We start from the raw sequence: 17,206 nt of genomic DNA, 5'->3' as shown, positions 1-17,206 counted from the left end.
ATGCACCCGCCGGGCTAGAGCCCTTCTGCCAGTTCGCGGTAGCCGTCGACTGCGGCGAATTCCTCGGTGTCTTTGAGTGCGCCCCGGCTGTCGGGCTGCAGCACCGCCAGCAGGTGGGCAACGCCATAGGCCCGGGCGCTGCGCAGGATCGGCAGGCTGTCGTCGATGAACAGCGCGCGCGCCGGATCGAAGGGCGAATCCGCCTGCAGGGCGTGCCAGAACTGCTGGTCTTCCTTGGGGAAACCGTAGTCGTGGGAGCTGATCAGGCGATCGAACCAGGGCGCCAGTTCGACCCGCTCCATCTTCAGCGACAGCGAATCACGGTGGGCGTTGGTGATCAGCACCACGCGCTTGCCGGCGCGGCGCAGGGCGGCGAGGAAGTAGTCGGCGTCGGGGCGCAGGGCGATCAGGTCGGCGACTTCGCGCTTGAGGTCGCGGATCGACAGCTTCAGCTCGCGGCTCCAGAAATCCGTGCAGTACCAGTTGAGCTGGCCGGCATGGCGCCTGAACAGCGGCACCAGTTCGGCGTCGGCCAGTTCGCGGCTGATGCCGTGGTGTTCGGCATAGCGCTGGGGCAGGTAGTCCAGCCAGAAATGGTTGTCGAAGTGCAGGTCGAGGAGGGTGCCATCCATGTCCAGCAGGACGGTGTCGATGGCGGACCAGTTGAGCTGTGGCATGCGTGTCCGGGGCTGTAGGTGGGAGGGCTGTCGCGATTGCATCGCGGACGGTCGTCGGCGTGCAATCTCCTACGCAGATAATCGGAAAAGCCGGGGTATGATAACCCGCCGGTCATGCCAAGGAGTTCCGTTATGCGTCAGAAGCCCACCGTGCTCGCTCGCGAGATTGTCGCCAGCAGCCGCCTGTTCCGTGTCGAGGAGCTGCAGCTGCGTTTCTCCAACGGCGTCGAGCGTACCTATGAACGCCTGGTGGGCAAGGGCTCCGGCTATGGCGCGGTGATGGTGGTGGCGCTGGTGGACGCCGAGCATGTACTGCTGGTGGAGGAGTACTGCGCCGGCACCGACGACTACCAGCTGTCGCTGCCCAAGGGGCTGATCGAGCCGGGCGAAGACGTGCTGGTGGCGGCCGACCGCGAACTCAAGGAAGAGGCGGGATACGGCGCACGCAAGCTGGAGCTGCTGACCGAGCTGTCGCTGTCGCCGGGCTACATGAGCCAGAAGATCCAGGTGGTGCTGGCCCGCGACCTCTACGAGGAACGCCTGCCGGGCGATGAGCCCGAGCCGCTGGGCGTGGAGAAGGTCAGCCTGCGCGAGATATCCAGCCTGGTGCAACACCCGCAGTTCAGCGAGGGGCGTGCCTTGGCGGCGCTCTACCTGGCCCGCGACCTGCTGAGCCAGCGCGGGGAGTTCCCCGCATGAGCCACCCGTTGCTGCCTGCCGTGATCGAGCTGGTCGGCCTTGCCGGCCAGGCCATCCTGCCGTTCTGGCGCGAGGACGTCGCCGTGGTCGAGAAGGCCGATGCGTCCCCCGTTACCGCTGCCGACCTGGCCGCCCACCGCATCCTCGCCGACGGGCTGGAGGCACTGGATGCCAGCATCCCGGTGTTGTCCGAGGAGGCGGCGGACATCTCCCTTGCCGAGCGCGCCGGTTGGGAGCGCTGGTGGCTGGTGGACCCGCTGGATGGCACCAAGGAATTCATCTCCGGCTCCGAGGAGTTCACCGTCAACGTCGCGCTGATCGAGCGCGGGCGCGTGGTCTTCGGCGTCGTCGGCGTGCCGGTCACCGGCCGCTGCTACCTCGGTGGTGCGGGCCTGGGCGCCTGGCGCATCGAGGCCGGCGCGCGCGAGCCCATCGCCGTGCGCGTGGCGCCGGCGCAGGCCTTCACCCTGGTGGCCAGCAAGCGCCATTCGAGCCCCGCGCAGGAACGCCTGCTGGCCGGGTTGGGTGAGCGTTTCGGGGAATTGCAGCTGGCCAATATCGGCAGCTCGCTGAAGTTCTGCCTGCTGGCCGAAGGGGCGGCGGATTGCTACCCGCGCCTGGCGCCGACTTCGCAGTGGGACACCGCCGCCGCACAGGGCGTGCTGGAAGGCGCCGGTGGCGAGGTGCTCGACCTGGCCGGCGAACCGCTGGGCTACGCGGCCCGTGAATCCTTCCTCAACCCGTCCTTCCTGGCCCTGCCGACGGCTGCCGCGTGGCGTGGCGAGCTGCTGGAGCTGGCGCGCGGGCTGGATTGATCAGAGCGGGGCGAGTAAAAGTCCACGTTTCTGGAACGTGGCTTTGCTTTTGGCTCCCCTAGAAGCGCCGCAATCAGACCTCGGGGCATGCAGCCGCCGCTCACTCCCTACGGGGCGGCGAGCTTTTCGCAGGACGGGGCGTGCAGTGTTCCGCTGGTTCAGCGAAACCCTCCTCGCCCCATTCACAGGTGACGATCAGTCGAGCATGTCCTTGAAGCGCTCGTCGGTGCCGTAGAGCAGCGGCTGGGCGAAGCCCGGGACCTTGATACCTTCGGCGGTGACTTCCAGGGCCTTGTCGTCGATCAGGTCGTTGCCGAAGTTGTAGATGATGTCCAACTCACCCTTGAGCGCGCGCTCGTCGTACTGGCGGGCGGCGGCGCGGGTGGCTTCGCGTTTCTCGCTGTAGGCGGCGAAGGCCTTCTCGCCGTGGCGCTTGCGCAGCATGTTCTCGGTCAGGCGCGGGGAGATCACCACGCCGCTGGCGTTGTTGCCGCCGAAGCCCTTGGAGTTGATGAAGCAGATGTCCAGGCTGCGCTGTTCCAGGCGCTGGTCGCGGGTGGCGATCGACAGGTGCTGCTGGTGCACGTCGTCGGCGACCCGGTCGATGGTCTTGATGCCCGGCAGGATGCCGTAGCGGAAGGTGCCGAGGGCCGAGACCACCTGGTCGCCGCTGGCGGTGGCCAGGCTGTGGCCGACGAAGGCCTTGACCGCGGTGATGGGCCAGGACTCGATGCCGAAGGCGCTGGCGACGCGGTCCAGCAGTTCGGATTCGGTGACGCGGTTGGCCGGGGTGCTGGAGCCGTGGGCGTGGACGAAGCTGTGCTGGCGCACCGTCTCGCTGCCGAACATCTGAGTGGCGCTGGCTACGGCCTTGGCCAGGGTCAGGTAGTTGCCCGGGCCGGGCGCGGAGATGGATTTCTTGAAGCCGTCGGCGTTGATGAAGACATCGGTGACCGCGCCGTGGATATCGGCGCCCAGTTCCAGGGCCAGGGCGTCGTCCATCAGCACCACGTACTGGCTGGATTCGGCCAGGGTGAAGCCGCAGTTCTCGCCGAAGGGGCGGCTGGCGCGGCGGAAGTCCACGTCCTCGCGGCCGCCGACCTGACGCAGGCCGTCTTCGGTGGCCAGGGCGCCCATGGCGCCGTAACCGTCGATGCATTCCTGGTTGATCGGCGCTTCGGCGTTGCCCACCAGGGCGACCCGCGCGCGGCCGGAGCCGATCAGCTCGATGGCTTTCTGCAGGTTGTAGAGGAAGGTGGCGCAGGCGCCGGTGACGCTGCCGGTGGTGCCGACGCTGCCCAGCACGTAGGCGTTGATGAAGTCGGCGGGCATGGTGTTCAGGCCCAGGGGCAGCTGCTTGGCGGTGACGCGGCCGCCCTTGAGGCGCGACTGCATGAGGCCGCCGAAGCCGTTCTCGTCGAGCTGGCTCATGATGCTGCCGGAGAACACCGCGACTTCGTCGGGCTGCACGTGGTCGACGATGCGCTGCCAGGGCAGGCCGATGGAGCGGATGGCGTCGGTGGCGGCGACCACTGACATCTGCAGGCCGCGCGGGTGGAAGCGCGAGTTGTACAGCTCGCCCGGCTCGAAGCCGGTGGGCAGCTGGCCGGCGGATTTCACCGGCAGGGCGCGGAAGCTTTCGACCTTGAATTCGGTGGCGTCATTCAGGGTGACGCGCACCTCGCCGGACTCCAGCGGCTCCACCGACCAGCTGGCCGGCAGCGGCTCGGGCAGCTGCTTGCGCGAGGTGATGAAGCTGATGCGGGTGCCGGGCTCGGCAGCGACACCGATGCTCTTCTGCCAGGGGGCGGCGTCGACATCCAGGTGCTGCTTCTCGATGCGGCGGACCAGGGTGGAGGCAAGGATGCGCTCGCCGAAGCGCGACTCGATGTCGGCGAGGGTCAGCGGGTTGCCGTCGGCGTCCAGGTACTGGCCATCGACCACGGTCACCAGTTTGGTCATCACCGCCAGCCCGGCCAGGGTTTCCTGACGCGTGGCGGCGTCGACGGACTCGATCACGGTGCGGCGGAAGCCGTGGTGGAACGAGCTGCGGCCCGCTGCGTTGTAACCGCCGAAACCAACGATGACCGGAAGTCGTGACATGACTCGGAAACTCCTCAAATAGACCATTGCCTGCCGAGGCCGGGCCGAGCGCGGTGAAGAGGGGCCGTGAAGGCCGCGGGTGCGGCTGGCCAGGAAACGCGTCGGGGATATCCGGCCACCGGGGCGAACCCGGTGGCAGCTCGAAAGATTCGAATGCCTAACCTGACGCGGCAGCTGACTGTCGAGTCACTTGAGGATTGATCGGTACTGCCCGTGTGCATGGACGCTGGGCGTGGTCGCGCGGGCGGGGAAAGAGCCGGAGCCGCTGGCGCGGCCCCGTGGGTGATGGGCCTCAGCGGTAGCTGATGCCGGGGTTGGCGGTGCTGACGCGGGTGCCGGCCTTGCCCTGGACGATGGCTTCGATATCGGCGAGGGAGCCGATCACCGCGGCACGGCCGGTGTTGCGGGCGAACTCGCTGGCGGCCTGGACCTTGGGCCCCATGGAGCCGGCGGCGAAACCGAGGCGCTCGAGTTCGTCGGGGTGGGCTTCGGCGATGGCCTTCTGGGTCGGTTTGCCCCAGTCGATGTAGGCCGCGTCGACGTCGGTGGCGATCACCAGGATGTCGCTCTCCAGTTGCTCGGCCAGCAGCGCGGAGCAGAGGTCCTTGTCGATCACCGCCTCGACGCCCTTGAGCTTGCCGTTGTCGTCATAGAGCGTGGGGATGCCGCCGCCGCCGGCGCAGATCACCACCGAGCCTTTTTCCAGCAGCCATTTCACCGGGCGGATCTCGAAGATCTGCTTGGGCCGTGGGCTGGCCACCACGCGGCGGAACTTGTCGCCGTCGGGGGCGATGGTCCAGCCCTTTTCCTCGGCGAGGCGCTCGGCCTCTTCCCGGGAGTACACCGGGCCGATGGGCTTGGTGGGTTTCTGGAAGGCGGGGTCCTTGGCGTCCACTTCCACCTGGGTGAGCAGGGTGGCGAAGGGCACTTCGAAGGGCAGCAGGTTGCCCAGTTCCTGTTCGATCATGTAGCCGATCATGCCCTCGGTCTCGGCGCCGAGGACGTCCAGCGGGTAGGTGCTGACCGCCGTGTAGGCGGCGCCCTGGAGGGCCAGCAGGCCGACCTGGGGCCCGTTGCCGTGGGCGACCACCAGCTCGTTGCCGGGCTGGATCTTGGCGATCTGCTCGGCGGCGATGCGCACGTTCTCGCGCTGGTTCTCCGCCGTCATGGGTTCGCCACGGCGCAGCAGGGCGTTACCGCCCAATGCGACGACTATTCGCATGATTGTTCTCCTGTTGCAGAGGGAGAGGGAGCGGTTTCCCGCTCCATGTCCGGATCACTCATATTCCAGGAAGCCACAGGGGATGATGGCGCGAAGGCAAGCGAGCAGCGGCGTCCCGTACCCCGGTACGGTGAGGAGCCGCGCAGCGCAGCCGAAAAAGCCAGCGCCCCTGTGGATTTCTGGAATCAGACGTCGGCGAGAGTCGAGACCAGAATCGCCTTGATGGTGTGCATGCGGTTCTCCGCTTGCTCGAAGGCGATGCAGGCCGGGGACTCGAACACGTCGTCGGTCACTTCGATGCCGTTGGCCAGGTGCGGGTACTGTTCGGCGATCTGCTTGCCGACCTTGGTCTCGCTGTTGTGGAAGGCCGGCAGGCAGTGCATGAACTTGGTCCGTGCGGTGCCGGAGGCTTTCATCATCTCGGCGTTGACCTGGTAGGGCAGCAGTTGCTTGATGCGCTCGCCCCAGGCTTCCACCGGCTCGCCCATGGAGACCCAGACGTCGGTGTGGATGAAGTCGACGCCCTTGACCGCCGCCTTGGCGTCTTCGGTGACGGTGATGCGCGCGCCGCTTTCCTCGGCGAATTTCTTGCACTGGGCGATGAACTCTTCTTCCGGCCACAGCGCCTTGGGCGCGGCGATGCGCACGTCCATGCCCAGCTTGGCGCCGATCAGCAGCAGCGAGTTGCCCATGTTGTTACGGGCGTCGCCCAGGTAGGCGTAGCTGATGTCGTGCAGCGGCTTGTCGCTGTGCTCGCGCATGGTCAGCACGTCGGCGAGCATCTGGGTGGGGTGGTATTCGTCGGTCAGGCCGTTGAACACCGGGACGCCGGCGAACTTGGCCAGTTCTTCGACGATCTCCTGCTTGAAGCCGCGGTACTCGATGGCGTCGTACATGCGCCCGAGCACGCGGGCGGTGTCCTTCATGGTCTCCTTGTGGCCGATCTGCGAGGAGTTGGGGTCGATGTAGGTGACATTGGCGCCCTGGTCATAGGCGGCGACCTCGAAGGCGCAGCGGGTGCGGGTGGAGGTCTTCTCGAAGATCAGTGCGATGTTCTTGCGTTTCAGGTGCTGCTGCTCGGTGCCGGTGTACTTGGCGCGTTTCAGGTCGCGGGAGAGGTCCAGCAGGTACCGCAGCTCACGGGTGCTGTGATGCATGAGGCTGAGCAGGTTGCGGTTGTGCATGTTGAAAGCCATGGTCTTTCTCCTTTTGGGCAGGTCGGAATCCGGTTCCCGTCAGAACAGCTCGTGGCTGGCGGGAAAGGCGGCCGCGGGTAGCGGCCGCCGGGGTTCGGCTTCTTGAATCAATAGTCGATCGGGTCACGCAGGATCGGGCAGGTCATGCAGTGGCCACCGCCACGGCCGCGGCCGAGTTCGCTGGCGCTGATGGTCACCACCTCGACACCGGCCTTGCGCAGTTGGGTGTTGGTGTAGGTGTTGCGGTCGTAGCCGACCACCACGCCGGGCTCCAGGCAGACGACGTTGTTGCCGTCGTCCCACTGTTCGCGCTCGGCCTCGAAGCTGTCACCGCCGGTTTGCACCACGCGCAGTTGCTTGAGCCCGAGGGACTCGGCGACCACGTCGATGAAGCTCTTCTCCTCGCGGCGGATGTCGATGCCGTAGGGGCGGCTTTCGTCCGGGCGGAGGATGAAGGGGACGATCTCCTTGACCACTTCCGGGAAGACCGTGACCAGGTCGCGGTCGCAGAAGGTGAAGACGGTGTCCAGGTGCATGGCCGCGCGGGATTTCGGCAGGCCGGCGACTATCACCTTCTCTACCGCGCCCTTGGCGAACAGCGATTGGGCCAGTTGGCCGATGGCCTGGCGCGAGGTGCGCTCGCCCATGCCAATGAGCACCACGCCGTTGCCGATGGGCATGACGTCACCGCCTTCGAGGGTGGCGCTGCCGTGGTCCTTGTCGGGGTCGCCGTACCAGACTTCGAATTCGGCGTTGGTGAACTCGGGGTGGAACTTGTAGATGGCGGTGGTGAGCAGGGTTTCCTGGCGTCGCGCCGGCCAGTACATGGGGTTGAGGGTCACGCCGCCGTAGATCCAGCAGGTGGTGTCGCGGGTGAACTGGGTGTTGGGCAGCGGCGGCAGGATGAAGCTGGAGTGGCCCAGGTAGTCGCGGTACATCTTGATCGCGCTGACGCCTTCGCTGTCCGGCAGGTCGGAGCCGGCGACACCGCCGATGAGGAACTCGGCGAGTTTGCGTGGCTCCAGGCCTTCGAGCCAGGAGCGCACTTCGTTGGTCAGGCCGACACCGACCTGGTTGGCGGTGATCTTGCGATCGAGGATCCACTTCAGGGCTTCGGGGTTCTGCACGATGTCGGTGAGCAGGTTGTGCATCTCCATCACTTCGATGCCGCGTTCGCGCATCTTGGTGACGAAGTCGAAGTGGTCGCGCTTGGCCTGGTTGACCCAGATGACGTCATCGAACAGCAGCTCGTCGCAGTTGTTGGGGGTCAGGCGCATATGGGCCAGACCCGGCGAGCAGACCATCACCTTATGCAGTTTGCCGGCTTCCGAATGAACGCCGAGTTTGACTTTGGACATGGCAGGTCTCCTTACGAGTTACAGAGTCAGGAAGCCGTCGTAGAGGCTGTAGGCCGCCACGAGCGCGCCGATTACCACGGCGGCGAAGATCAGCTTCTCAACGTTGGTGAAGATGGGTTGGCCGAGCTCGTGCTTGGCCTTGGCGAAGAGGATCGCGCCGGGGGCGTAGAGCAGGGCCGAAAGCAGCAGGTACTTCACGCCGCCGGCGTAGAGCAGCCAGACCGCGTAGACCAGGGCGACGCCGGCGATGGCGAGGTCCTTATTGCGGTCACGGCCGTCTTGCTCGTAGGTCTCGCCACGGATGGGCAGGAGCAGGGCGTAGGCGGCGGACCAGAAGTAGGGCACCAGGATCATCGAGGTGGCCAGGTAGATCAGCGAGAGGTAGGTGCTGGCGCTGAACAGGGTGACGATGAGGAACACCTGCACCATCGCGTTGGTCAGCCACAGGGCGTTGGCCGGCACGTGGTTGGCGTTCTCGCGGCGGAGGAACTCCGGCATCGTGTGGTCCTTGGCGGCGGCGAAGAGGATCTCCGCGCACAGCAGCACCCAGGACAGCAGGGCACCGACCAGGGAGATGATCAGGCCGACGCTGATCAGCACCGCGCCCCAGTGGCCGACCACATGCTCCAGCACGGCCGCCATGGACGGGTTCTGCAGCTTGGCCAGTTCCGGCTGAGTCATGATGCCGAGGGACAGCACGTTCACCAGCACCAGCAACAGCAGCACGGTGACGAAGCCGATGATGGTGGCCTTGCCGACGTCGCTGCGCTTCTCGGCACGGGCGGAGAAGATGCTCGCGCCCTCGATGCCGATGAACACCCAGACGGTGACCAGCATCATGTTGCGCACCTGGTTCATCACGCTGCCGAGGTCGGGGTTCATCGAGCCCCAGATGTCAGCGGTGAAGATGTCCAGCTTGAAGGCGAACAGGCAGATCAGGATGAACAGGAACAGCGGCACGATCTTGGCGACCGTGGTCACCAGGTTGATGAAGGCTGCCTCCTTGATCCCGCGCAGCACCAGGAAGTGCACGGCCCAGAGCACCACCGAGGCGCCGATGATGGCCGCCGGGGTGTTGCCTTCGCCGAAGATCGGGAAGAAGTAGCCGAGGGTGCTGAACAGCAGGACGAAGTAGCCGACGTTGCCCAGCCAGGCGCTGATCCAGTAGCCCCAGGCCGAGGAGAAGCCCATGTAGTCGCCGAAGCCGGCTTTGGCGTAGGCGTACACGCCGCCATCGAGGTTGGGTTTGCGGTTGGCCAGGGTCTGGAACACGAAGGCCAGGGTGAGCATGCCGACGGCAGTGATGCCCCAGCCGATGAGGATGGCGCCGACATCGGCGCTTGCTGCCATGTTCTGCGGCAGCGAGAAGATCCCGCCGCCGACCATTGAGCCAACTACCAGCGCCACCAAAGCGCCTAGTCGGAGTTTTTGGGTGGTGTCTGACATCTTGCACCTCCAGTAGGAGTAGGAACTGTGCTTAGTTGGCTCTTCCTTTCGGGGAAGAGTTATGACGTAGGTCAATAGCTAGCTATCAATCCGCGCGGGACAATTTCCTTACAGAGTTCGGAGGGAGCGTGGCGGCTTCGGAGGCATGCTCGGAGCGAGCAAAATAGAGGGGTCGGCAGGCCATCCCAGGCGGCGCCCAGTTCAAACTAGTTGGTTTTCGTGACAGTTCAAGTTGTAAGTATTTGTTGTAAGAAACATGGCGAAATGCCATTTGCTTATATGGGAATTGCCAGGGATTGAATTGATTCCGAACGGATATAAGTCAGAGAGGTAGGCAGTTTCTTACTTCAACTTTCCATAGGAGGTTGAATATGTTTCGCCCGGGACACCTTGAAATAGTCAGGGACCCTGTAGGCTCTTGGCCTGGTTATCACATCGATCTGGACTACGAGGTCGAGCAGCGCGACTGGGAGACTTATGTGCGCTTCGAGCTCAGGGGCGATATCGGGGGGCGTCCCTTCCAGGAATGCTTCGAGTTGCACCGCGACGTTGCCTACAACTTCCTGCAGAGCGCCTGCCGGCGTCTGCGCCACCACGGCCTTGAGCCGCACCTGATGGTGCCTCTGGCGGGGCACCGGGACTACGAACGGGTGTTCGCCGACCTGCGGGAGAAATTGCACGCCGAGCCAGGCACGCCGGTTGATCTGGAGCGCTTCCTGCTGGAGCGACCCTAGGGAAGGCGGATTTCCGCGAGATAGAGACGACGAACCCGGCGCGAGGCCGGGTTCGACGTGGAAGGTGACGGGCTGATGGTCCGTCGCCTGCCGCCAGGGCCGGGGAGGACCGTGGCTGCGCTGGGGAAGAGACCCGGTGACGGCTTGTGGCCGCTGCGGGCGGGCAATCCCGGGGAGGGGGGTGCCCTGATCAACGCCTAAGCGTTGAGATGCGGTGCATGGAGCAAGGCCTGTGCCAGTGCCTGAAGGCCCTGCCATTGCTGGCGCAGGCGGCGGGCTGAGGCTCCGTTTGAGCGGAAAGCCGCCGATCAGTCCTGCTCTTCTGCGGGATTTCCGCCGCCAAAACTGATGCCGTGCTTGCGCAGCTTGTCCGAGAGCGTCTTGCGCGGCAGGCCCAGGGCTTCGGCCAGGCTGCGCATCGAGTTGTGCGGGTTGCCCAGCTCGGCCAGGATCAGCGCCCGCTCGAAGGCTTCCACCTGTTCGCTCAGACCGCTGCCATTGCTGGCGGGCAGGTCCGGCGCTCCGTTGTCCAGCGCCAGGTCGAGGCCCAAGGCGAAGCGCTCCCCGGCGTTCTGCAGCTCGCGGACATTGCCGGGCCAGTCGTGGGTCAGCAGCAGGGCGCGCTGGGAGCTGTCCAGCGTACGTTGCGGGCTGCCGTGACGGGTGGCGGCCGCTTCGGCGAAGTGCTGGAACAGCAGGAGGATGTCTTCGCCGCGCTCGCGCAGCGGCGGGATGCGCAGGCTGGCAACGTTGAGGCGGTAATAGAGGTCGGCGCGGAAGCGACCCTGGTCGGCGGCCTGGCGCAGGTCTTCCTTGGTGGCGGCGATGACGCGGATATCGAGGGGGATCAACTGGTTGGCGCCGAGACGCTCGACCACGCGCTCCTGCAGCAGGCGCAGCAACTTGACCTGTACGTCCGGGCTCATGCTCTCGATTTCGTCGAGGAACACGGTGCCGCCGTTGGCGTATTCGAACTTGCCAATACGGCGCTTCTGTGCGCCGGTGAAGGCACCCTGCTCATGGCCGAACAGCTCGCTTTCCACCACCGACTCGGCCAGGGCGCCGGCATTGATGGCGACGAAGGGGCCATCGCGGCGCGCGGAGAGATCGTGCAGGGCGCGGGCGACCACTTCCTTGCCGGCGCCGGTCTCGCCGAGGATCAGCACATCGGCGCTGGTGCCGGCGAGAGCGCCGATCTGCTCGCGCAGGCGCTGGGCGGCGGCCGACTGGCCCACCAGGCGGCCGCTGAGCTGCTGGCGGTCGGAGAGGGCCAGGCGCAGGCTGCGGTTCTCCAGCACCAGGCGGCGCAGGTCGAGGGCGCGGCGCACGCTGTCGATCAGGTCTTCGCTGGCGAAGGGTTTTTCCAGGAAATCGTAGGCACCGGCGCGCATGGCCTGCACCGCCAGGGGCACGTCGCCGTGGCCGGTGATCAGCAGCACGGGCAACTGGGCGTCGCGCTCGTGGAGCTGGCGCAGCAGCTCGAGGCCGTCGACGCCGGGCATGCGGATATCGCTGACCACCACACCCGGCCAGTCGGCGGGCAGGCGGGTGGCCAGGCCGTTGGCATCGCCCAGGGTGAGGACCTTGAGGCCGGCGAGGTCGAGTGTCTGGCTCAGGGCCTGGCGCAGGTGCGGGTCGTCGTCGACCAGCAGGACCTGGACGCCGGCTTCGATGGGCTGGGTCATGCAGAGTGGTCCTCGGGTGAGAGGGGGTTGGCGCCGGGGATGGCGGAGCGCAGGTGCAGGGTCAGCAGGGCGCCGCCTTCGGGGTGGTTGGCCAGCCGCAGTTCGCCGCCGAGGGCGCGGATCAGGCTGTCGCAGATGGCCAGGCCGAGCCCCAGGCCCTGGGCGCTGGTCTTGGTGGTGAAGAAGGGCTCGCGGGCCCGTTGCAAGGCTTCCTGGCTGAAGCCGGGGCCGTTGTCGCGCAGGGTCAAGGTCACGCCTTCGGCGTGGGTTTCGGCGCTGAGCCAGATACGCCGGGGATGGGGCTTCTCGCCCAGGGCGTCGAGGGCGTTGGCCAGCAGGTTGCCGAGCACCTGGCGCAGGCGGGTCTCGCCGGCCTGGACCCAGAGCTGGGCTTCGGGCATGTCGCGGATCAGCTCCACGTCCATCGCTCGGCGACGCTTGGCCAGCAGCGACAGGGCATCGTCCAGCGCCGGTTGCAGGGCGACGCTTTCCGGGGCGTGGCGGTCGCGCCGGGCGAAGGCGCGCAGGTGGGCGATGATCGAGGCCATGCGCCCGGTGAGCTCGCTGATCTGCCGCAGGTTGCCGCGGGCGTCGTCGTAGCGTTCGTGGTCCAGCAGCACGCCGGCGTTGTCGGCGTAGCTGCGGATGGCCGCCAGGGGCTGGTTGAGCTCATGGCTGATGCTCGCAGACATGGTGCCGAGGGCGGAGAGCTTGCCGGCCTGGACCACTTCGTCCTGGGCACGGACCAGTTCCTGCTGGGCCTGCTCGCGCTCCAGCACTTCCACCTTGAGGCGGCTGTTGAGGGCTTCGAGGTCCTGGGTGCGCTCCTGCACGCGCAGTTCCAGCTCGCGTCGGGCGCGGGCGTCGAGGGCGATGCGGTCGAGGTAGTGGCGACGGCGCTGCATCATCAGGCCGAGCAGCAGCAGCAGGGCGAGCAGGGTGGCGGCGGCGATAGCGTCGGTGGTGCGCACCTGGCGGTCCACCAGCACCTGCGGGGCGAGGATGCTGACTGTCCAGCCCGTTTCGCGCAGCTCGCGGCTCTGGGTGATCCATTCGCCCGGGCGCAGGCGGATGGGCTCGGGGGATTGGGTCGGGTAGGGCTGGTTGGCGGAGATGGCGGCGCGCTCGGCGTTGTCCAGCTCGCGGGTGGCGTGGAAGCGCCATTGCGGGCGCGAGGTGATGATCGCCACGCCGTTGGAGTCGGTCACCAGCAACTGCTCGGGGGTGTTGCCCCAGAGGGATTCGGCGTCATCCAGGTCGACCTTGACCACCAGTATGCCGATCACCGCCTGGCCGTCGCGCACCGGGCTGGCATAGAAGTAGCCGCGCTTGCCGGAGGTGGTGCCGAGCCCGAAGAAGCGACCCTGGCGGCCCATGAGCGCCTCGCGGTAGTAGGGGCGGAAGGCGAAGTCGCGGCCGACGAAGCTGTCCGTCTTGTCCCAGTTGGAGGAGCTGAGGGTGGTGCCCTGGGGATTCATCAGGTAGATGACGTCGGCGCCGGTCTCGTCGCGTACCTCGGCCAGCAGGCGGTTGGCGGCTTCCAGGCGGGCCGGGTCCTTTGGATCGGCCAACTGGCTGCGCAGGGCCGGCAGGTCGGCGAGGATCGGCGGCAGCACCTCGAAGCGGCGCAGGGTGCCCAGCAGGTTGGCGACATAGAGGTCGAGGGTCTGCCGGTTCTGCTCGGCCAGGGCCTGGTTGTAGTAGCGCTCGGCCAGGTGGTGGGCCGGCCACAGCAAGGGCGCCAGGACCAGGGCCAGCAGGACGAGGCTGCGCCAGCGAGGACGATAGGGTAGGGCGTTGGCGGTCATGGGTGTCGGAATGCGCCGGGGATGCGGCGCATTATGACACCGGCGGGCTCAGCGAGGGTGACGCAGGCACTCGTCCAGGCCCAGGCGCCAGTCGGGCAGGGCGACGTCCCAGTCGCGCAGCAGCTTGCCGCCGTCCATCCGCGAGTTGAGCGGGCGCTGGGCAGGCGTGGGATAGGCGCTGCTGGGGATGGGCTCCAGGCTGGCGCAGGGTTTGCCTTCGGCCTTGAGCGTATCGGCTATGGCACTGGCGAAGCCGAACCAGGAGGTCTCGCCGCCGGCGCTGAAGTGGTAGGTGCCCCAGGCCTGGCGGCCGTCCTGCCAGCGCTGGATCAACGCGGCGGTGGCCGTGGCGATGCTGCCGGCCCAGGTGGGCGCACCGACCTGGTCGGCCACCACACGCAGGTGATCGCGCTCCTGCAGCAGGCGCTGCATGGTGAGCAGGAAGTTGCGGCCGTGCAGGGAGTAGACCCAGCTGGTGCGCAGGATCAGGTGCGCACCGCCGACCGCGCGGATCGCCTCTTCCCCGGCCAGCTTGCTGCGGCCGTAGACGCCCAGCGGGTTGGGCGGGTCGTCCTCGATGTAGGGCGCGTTCTTGCTGCCGTCGAAGACGTAGTCGGTGGAGTAGTGGATCAGCGGTGCGCCCAGGGCGGCGGCTTCCTCGGCCAGCACGCCGGGGGCGGTGGCGTTGAGGGCGAAGGCGGCCTCGGGCTCGCTTTCGGCCTGGTCCACGGCGGTGTGGGCGGCGGCGTTGATGATCAGTGCGGGGCGCTCGGCGCGCACCAGGCGGCGGATGGCGTCGCTGTCGGCCAGGTCCAGGCGGTCGCGCCCGAGGACGAGCAGCTCGGCCTGGTCGGCCAGGGCCAGGCGTAGTTCACGGGCGACCTGGCCGCTGTGGCCGGTGATGAGGATCTTCACGGGAATACGTCGGCCTCTTCGAGGCTCAGGCCGGCCTGGTCCTTGGCGGAAAGCTGGGGCGCTTCGCTGAGCTGCCAGTCGATGGCCAGGGTCGGGTCATCCCAGCGGATGCAACGCTCGTGGGCGGGGGCGTAGTAGTCGGTGGTCTTGTAGAGGAACTCGGCGAACTCGCTGAGTACCACGAAGCCATGGGCGAAGCCCTCGGGAACCCAGAGCTGGCGCTTGTTCTCGGCAGACAGGTGCACACCCACCCAGCGGCCGAAATTCGGCGAGCCACGGCGCACGTCGACGGCTACGTCGATTACTTCGCCGACAGTGACCCGTACCAGCTTCCCCTGGGCCTGTTGCAATTGGTAGTGCAGGCCGCGCAGCACGCCCTTCTGCGAGCGTGAATGGTTGTCCTGGACGAACTCCCGCTTGAGGCCGGTGGCTTCCTCGAAGGCGCGGGCGTTGAAACTCTCGAAGAAGAAACCGCGCTCATCGCCGAACACCCGGGGTTCGAGAATCAGCACTTCCGGCAGCTCGGTGGCGATGGCCTTCATGCCTGCTCTCCCGCCAGCTTGTAGAGGTATTGGCCGTAGCCGGTCTTGCCGAAGGCCTTGGCCCGCTCCAGCAGCCGCACCTTGTCGATCCAGCCGTTCTGGAAGGCGATCTCTTCCAGGCAGGCGACCTTCAGGCCCTGGCGGTCCTCGATCGTCCGCACGTACTGCGACGCATCCAGCAGGCTGTCGTGGGTGCCGGTGTCGAGCCAGGCGAAGCCACGGCCGAGTTTCTCGACGCGTAGGTCACCGCGCATCAGGTAGGCGTTGTTGACGTCGGTGATCTCCAGTTCGCCCCGGGCGGAGGGCTTCACCGCCTTGGCGATATCGATCACGTCGTTGTCGTAGAAGTACAGCCCGGTGACGGCATAGCTGGATTTGGGTCTGGCGGGCTTTTCCTCGATGGAAAGTGCTTGACCGGCGTCGGAGAACTCAATGACACCAAAACGCTCTGCGTCTTTCACCCAATAGCCAAAGATGGTGGCACCTTTCTCGCCTTGCACTGCACGCTGCAGTTTCTCGGTGAAGTGCTGGCCATGGAAGATGTTGTCGCCGAGGATCAGGCAGACCGAATCGCTGCCGATGAATGCCTCGCCGATCAGGAAGGCCTGGGCCAGGCCGTCCGGCGAAGGTTGCTCGGCGTAGGCGAAGCGCACGCCGAACTGGCTGCCGTCACCCAGCAGGTTGCGGTACTGGGGCAGGTCCTGCGGGGTTGAGATGACCAGGATCTCGCGGATGCCGGCGAGCATCAGCACCGAGATGGGGTAGTAGATCATCGGCTTGTCGTAGATAGGCAGCAGCTGCTTGGACACGCCAAGGGTGATGGGGTGCAAGCGGGTGCCGGAGCCCCCGGCGAGGATGATGCCTTTCATGCTTGGGCTCCCAGGCGTTCACGTTGATAGCTGCCGTCCTGTGCACGACGGCACCATTCGAGGTTGTCGAGGTACCACTGTACGGTCTTGCGCAGGCCGGTCTCGAAGGTTTCCTGCGGTGTCCAGCCCAGCTCGCGCTCGATCTTGCTCGCGTCGATGGCGTAGCGCAGATCGTGGCCGGGGCGGTCCTTCACATGGGTGATCAGCTCGTCGAAGCGAGCGACGCCGTCGGGCTTGGCAGGTGCCAGCTCTTCCAGCAGTGCGCAGATGCCGCGCACCACGTCGATGTTCTTCTGCTCGTTATGGCCGCCGATGTTGTAGGTCTCGCCGACCTGGCCACGGGTGACCACTTCCACCAGGGCCCGGGCGTGGTCCTCGACGAACAGCCAGTCGCGCACCTGCAGACCATCGCCGTAGACCGGCAGCGGCTTGCCTTCCAGGGCGTTGAGGATCATCAGCGGGATCAGCTTCTCGGGGAAGTGATAGGGGCCGTAGTTGTTCGAGCAGTTGGTCAGCAGCACCGGCAGGCCGTAGGTGCGGTTCCAGGCGCGGACCAGGTGATCGGACGCCGCCTTGCTCGCCGAATAGGGCGAGCTGGGCGCATAAGGCGTGGTCTCGGTGAAGAGGTCGTCCACGCCATGCAGGTCGCCGTACACCTCGTCGGTGGAAATGTGATGGAAACGGAAGGCCGCCTTGCGTTCGGCGTCGAGCCCCATCCAGTAGGCGCGGGCGCTTTCCAACAGGGCATAGGTACCGACGATGTTGGTCTGGATGAACGCGGCCGGGCCATCGATGGATCGATCGACATGGGACTCGGCAGCCAGGTGCATGATGGCGTCGGGCTGGAAGCGCTGCAGGGCCGCGTTGACGGCGTCGCTGTCGGCGATGTCGGCCTTCAGGAACTGGTAGCGGGGAGCCTCCGCGACGCTGGCCAGGGACTCGAGGTTGCCGGCGTAGGTCAGCTTGTCGAGGTTAAGGACCTCGTGGTCTGTCTCGTTCAGCAGGTGCCGGACGAGTGCGGAACCTATGAAGCCGGCTCCGCCGGTGATGAGAACGCGCATCCCTGAATCCCCAGCTAAATACAATGATCATATCTGCCGCTGGGAGCTACGGAAATTGGTTGTGATGGGGAGCGGA

The 17,206-nt window shown here is 66.4% G+C and carries 15 protein-coding genes; 3 read left to right on the top strand and 12 right to left on the bottom strand.

The window, feature by feature from the left end:
• Nucleotides 1–14: 14 nt before the first annotated feature.
• Nucleotides 15–677 carry a GMP/IMP nucleotidase gene (gene yrfG, locus OEJ36_RS07690; protein ID WP_263400988.1) on the bottom strand — a complete coding sequence of 221 codons (663 nt, stop codon included), beginning with the start codon at nucleotides 675–677 and terminating at the stop codon, nucleotides 15–17.
• Between the two features lie 132 nt (nucleotides 678–809).
• Between yrfG and nudE the strand changes: the two genes are divergently transcribed.
• Together nudE and cysQ are read left to right on the top strand one after the other, a co-directional pair.
• Nucleotides 810–1,376 (top strand): ADP compounds hydrolase NudE, encoded by a 567-nt coding sequence (gene nudE, locus OEJ36_RS07685; RefSeq protein WP_263400987.1) that lies wholly within the window; start codon nucleotides 810–812, stop codon nucleotides 1,374–1,376.
• The gene (cysQ, locus tag OEJ36_RS07680; RefSeq protein WP_263400986.1) at nucleotides 1,373–2,191 is read left to right on the top strand and encodes a 3'(2'),5'-bisphosphate nucleotidase CysQ; all 819 of its coding nucleotides are present in this window, start codon (nucleotides 1,373–1,375) and stop codon (nucleotides 2,189–2,191) included. Before nudE ends, cysQ begins: the two co-directional genes overlap by 4 nt.
• Before the next feature lie 195 nt (nucleotides 2,192–2,386).
• On the opposite strand, the gene OEJ36_RS07675 is transcribed toward cysQ, so the two are convergent.
• From OEJ36_RS07675 to arcD, 5 genes are all read right to left on the bottom strand, one after another.
• Nucleotides 2,387–4,294: a beta-ketoacyl synthase gene (locus OEJ36_RS07675; RefSeq protein WP_263400985.1), complete on the bottom strand. Its 1,908-nt coding sequence runs from the start codon at nucleotides 4,292–4,294 to the stop codon at nucleotides 2,387–2,389.
• Nucleotides 4,295–4,586: 292 nt separating this feature from the next.
• A complete protein-coding gene (gene arcC / locus OEJ36_RS07670) occupies nucleotides 4,587–5,516 on the bottom strand; it encodes a carbamate kinase (protein ID WP_031287432.1) in 930 nt (309 codons plus the stop codon).
• 185 nt (nucleotides 5,517–5,701) lie between these two features.
• Complete coding sequence (locus tag OEJ36_RS07665) at nucleotides 5,702–6,712, bottom strand: ornithine carbamoyltransferase (RefSeq protein ID WP_263400984.1); 1,011 nt, start codon at nucleotides 6,710–6,712, stop codon at nucleotides 5,702–5,704.
• 107 nt (nucleotides 6,713–6,819) lie between these two features.
• Nucleotides 6,820–8,070, bottom strand: coding sequence for an arginine deiminase (gene arcA / locus OEJ36_RS07660; protein WP_021218636.1), 1,251 nt, complete (start codon nucleotides 8,068–8,070; stop codon nucleotides 6,820–6,822).
• An 18-nt stretch (nucleotides 8,071–8,088) separates the two neighbouring features.
• Nucleotides 8,089–9,516, bottom strand: a complete 1,428-nt coding sequence (arcD, locus tag OEJ36_RS07655) for an arginine-ornithine antiporter (RefSeq protein WP_263400983.1) — start codon at nucleotides 9,514–9,516, stop codon at nucleotides 8,089–8,091.
• A gap of 371 nt (nucleotides 9,517–9,887) precedes the next feature.
• Here arcD and OEJ36_RS07650 point away from each other — a divergent pair, with 371 nt between their 5' ends.
• Nucleotides 9,888–10,250, top strand: coding sequence for a DUF5064 family protein (locus tag OEJ36_RS07650; protein ID WP_263400982.1), 363 nt, complete (start codon nucleotides 9,888–9,890; stop codon nucleotides 10,248–10,250).
• A 308-nt stretch (nucleotides 10,251–10,558) separates the two neighbouring features.
• On the opposite strand, the gene OEJ36_RS07645 is transcribed toward OEJ36_RS07650, so the two are convergent.
• The 6 genes from OEJ36_RS07645 to rfbB are packed head-to-tail and all read right to left on the bottom strand — an operon-like array spanning nucleotide 10,559 to nucleotide 17,130.
• On the bottom strand, nucleotides 10,559–11,935 hold the full coding sequence (locus tag OEJ36_RS07645; protein WP_263400981.1) for a sigma-54-dependent transcriptional regulator: 1,377 nt from the start codon (nucleotides 11,933–11,935) through the stop codon (nucleotides 10,559–10,561).
• A complete protein-coding gene (locus OEJ36_RS07640; protein ID WP_263400980.1) occupies nucleotides 11,932–13,743 on the bottom strand; it encodes a sensor histidine kinase in 1,812 nt (603 codons plus the stop codon). Before OEJ36_RS07640 ends, OEJ36_RS07645 begins: the two co-directional genes overlap by 4 nt.
• Before the next feature lie 48 nt (nucleotides 13,744–13,791).
• The gene (gene rfbD, locus OEJ36_RS07635; RefSeq protein WP_263400979.1) at nucleotides 13,792–14,658 is read right to left on the bottom strand and encodes a dTDP-4-dehydrorhamnose reductase; all 867 of its coding nucleotides are present in this window, start codon (nucleotides 14,656–14,658) and stop codon (nucleotides 13,792–13,794) included.
• Complete coding sequence (gene rfbC, locus OEJ36_RS07630) at nucleotides 14,655–15,200, bottom strand: dTDP-4-dehydrorhamnose 3,5-epimerase (RefSeq protein ID WP_263400978.1); 546 nt, start codon at nucleotides 15,198–15,200, stop codon at nucleotides 14,655–14,657. The genes rfbD and rfbC overlap by 4 nt, the downstream gene beginning before the upstream one ends.
• Entirely contained in the window at nucleotides 15,197–16,069 is an 873-nt protein-coding gene (rfbA, locus tag OEJ36_RS07625) for a glucose-1-phosphate thymidylyltransferase RfbA (RefSeq protein ID WP_263400977.1), read from the bottom strand. Before rfbA ends, rfbC begins: the two co-directional genes overlap by 4 nt.
• Nucleotides 16,066–17,130 carry a dTDP-glucose 4,6-dehydratase gene (gene rfbB / locus OEJ36_RS07620; protein WP_263400976.1) on the bottom strand — a complete coding sequence of 355 codons (1,065 nt, stop codon included), beginning with the start codon at nucleotides 17,128–17,130 and terminating at the stop codon, nucleotides 16,066–16,068. The genes rfbA and rfbB overlap by 4 nt, the downstream gene beginning before the upstream one ends.
• Nucleotides 17,131–17,206: the final 76 nt, after the last annotated feature.

It is taken from the genome of Pseudomonas sp. PDM13 (assembly GCF_025685765.1).
Taxonomy (GTDB): domain Bacteria; phylum Pseudomonadota; class Gammaproteobacteria; order Pseudomonadales; family Pseudomonadaceae; genus Metapseudomonas; species Metapseudomonas solani.
Note: the sequence above shows the minus strand (reverse complement) of the source record. Positions and strands in the feature narration are given on the sequence as shown.

What these genes read in the sequence shown, in the direction of transcription:
- arcD (WP_263400983.1), bottom strand. Translation starts at nt 9,516, where the DNA reads ATGTCAGACACCACCCAAAAACTCCGACTAGGCGCTTTGGTGGCGCTG.
- OEJ36_RS07645 (WP_263400981.1), bottom strand. Translation starts at nt 11,935, where the DNA reads ATGACCCAGCCCATCGAAGCCGGCGTCCAGGTCCTGCTGGTCGACGAC.
- arcC (WP_031287432.1), bottom strand. Translation starts at nt 5,516, where the DNA reads ATGCGAATAGTCGTCGCATTGGGCGGTAACGCCCTGCTGCGCCGTGGC.
- OEJ36_RS07640 (WP_263400980.1), bottom strand. Translation starts at nt 13,743, where the DNA reads ATGACCGCCAACGCCCTACCCTATCGTCCTCGCTGGCGCAGCCTCGTC.
- cysQ (WP_263400986.1), top strand. Translation starts at nt 1,373, where the DNA reads ATGAGCCACCCGTTGCTGCCTGCCGTGATCGAGCTGGTCGGCCTTGCC.
- OEJ36_RS07665 (WP_263400984.1), bottom strand. Translation starts at nt 6,712, where the DNA reads ATGGCTTTCAACATGCACAACCGCAACCTGCTCAGCCTCATGCATCAC.
- rfbB (WP_263400976.1), bottom strand. Translation starts at nt 17,130, where the DNA reads ATGCGCGTTCTCATCACCGGCGGAGCCGGCTTCATAGGTTCCGCACTC.
- nudE (WP_263400987.1), top strand. Translation starts at nt 810, where the DNA reads ATGCGTCAGAAGCCCACCGTGCTCGCTCGCGAGATTGTCGCCAGCAGC.
- rfbC (WP_263400978.1), bottom strand. Translation starts at nt 15,200, where the DNA reads ATGAAGGCCATCGCCACCGAGCTGCCGGAAGTGCTGATTCTCGAACCC.
- yrfG (WP_263400988.1), bottom strand. Translation starts at nt 677, where the DNA reads ATGCCACAGCTCAACTGGTCCGCCATCGACACCGTCCTGCTGGACATG.
- arcA (WP_021218636.1), bottom strand. Translation starts at nt 8,070, where the DNA reads ATGTCCAAAGTCAAACTCGGCGTTCATTCGGAAGCCGGCAAACTGCAT.
- rfbA (WP_263400977.1), bottom strand. Translation starts at nt 16,069, where the DNA reads ATGAAAGGCATCATCCTCGCCGGGGGCTCCGGCACCCGCTTGCACCCC.
- OEJ36_RS07650 (WP_263400982.1), top strand. Translation starts at nt 9,888, where the DNA reads ATGTTTCGCCCGGGACACCTTGAAATAGTCAGGGACCCTGTAGGCTCT.
- OEJ36_RS07675 (WP_263400985.1), bottom strand. Translation starts at nt 4,294, where the DNA reads ATGTCACGACTTCCGGTCATCGTTGGTTTCGGCGGTTACAACGCAGCG.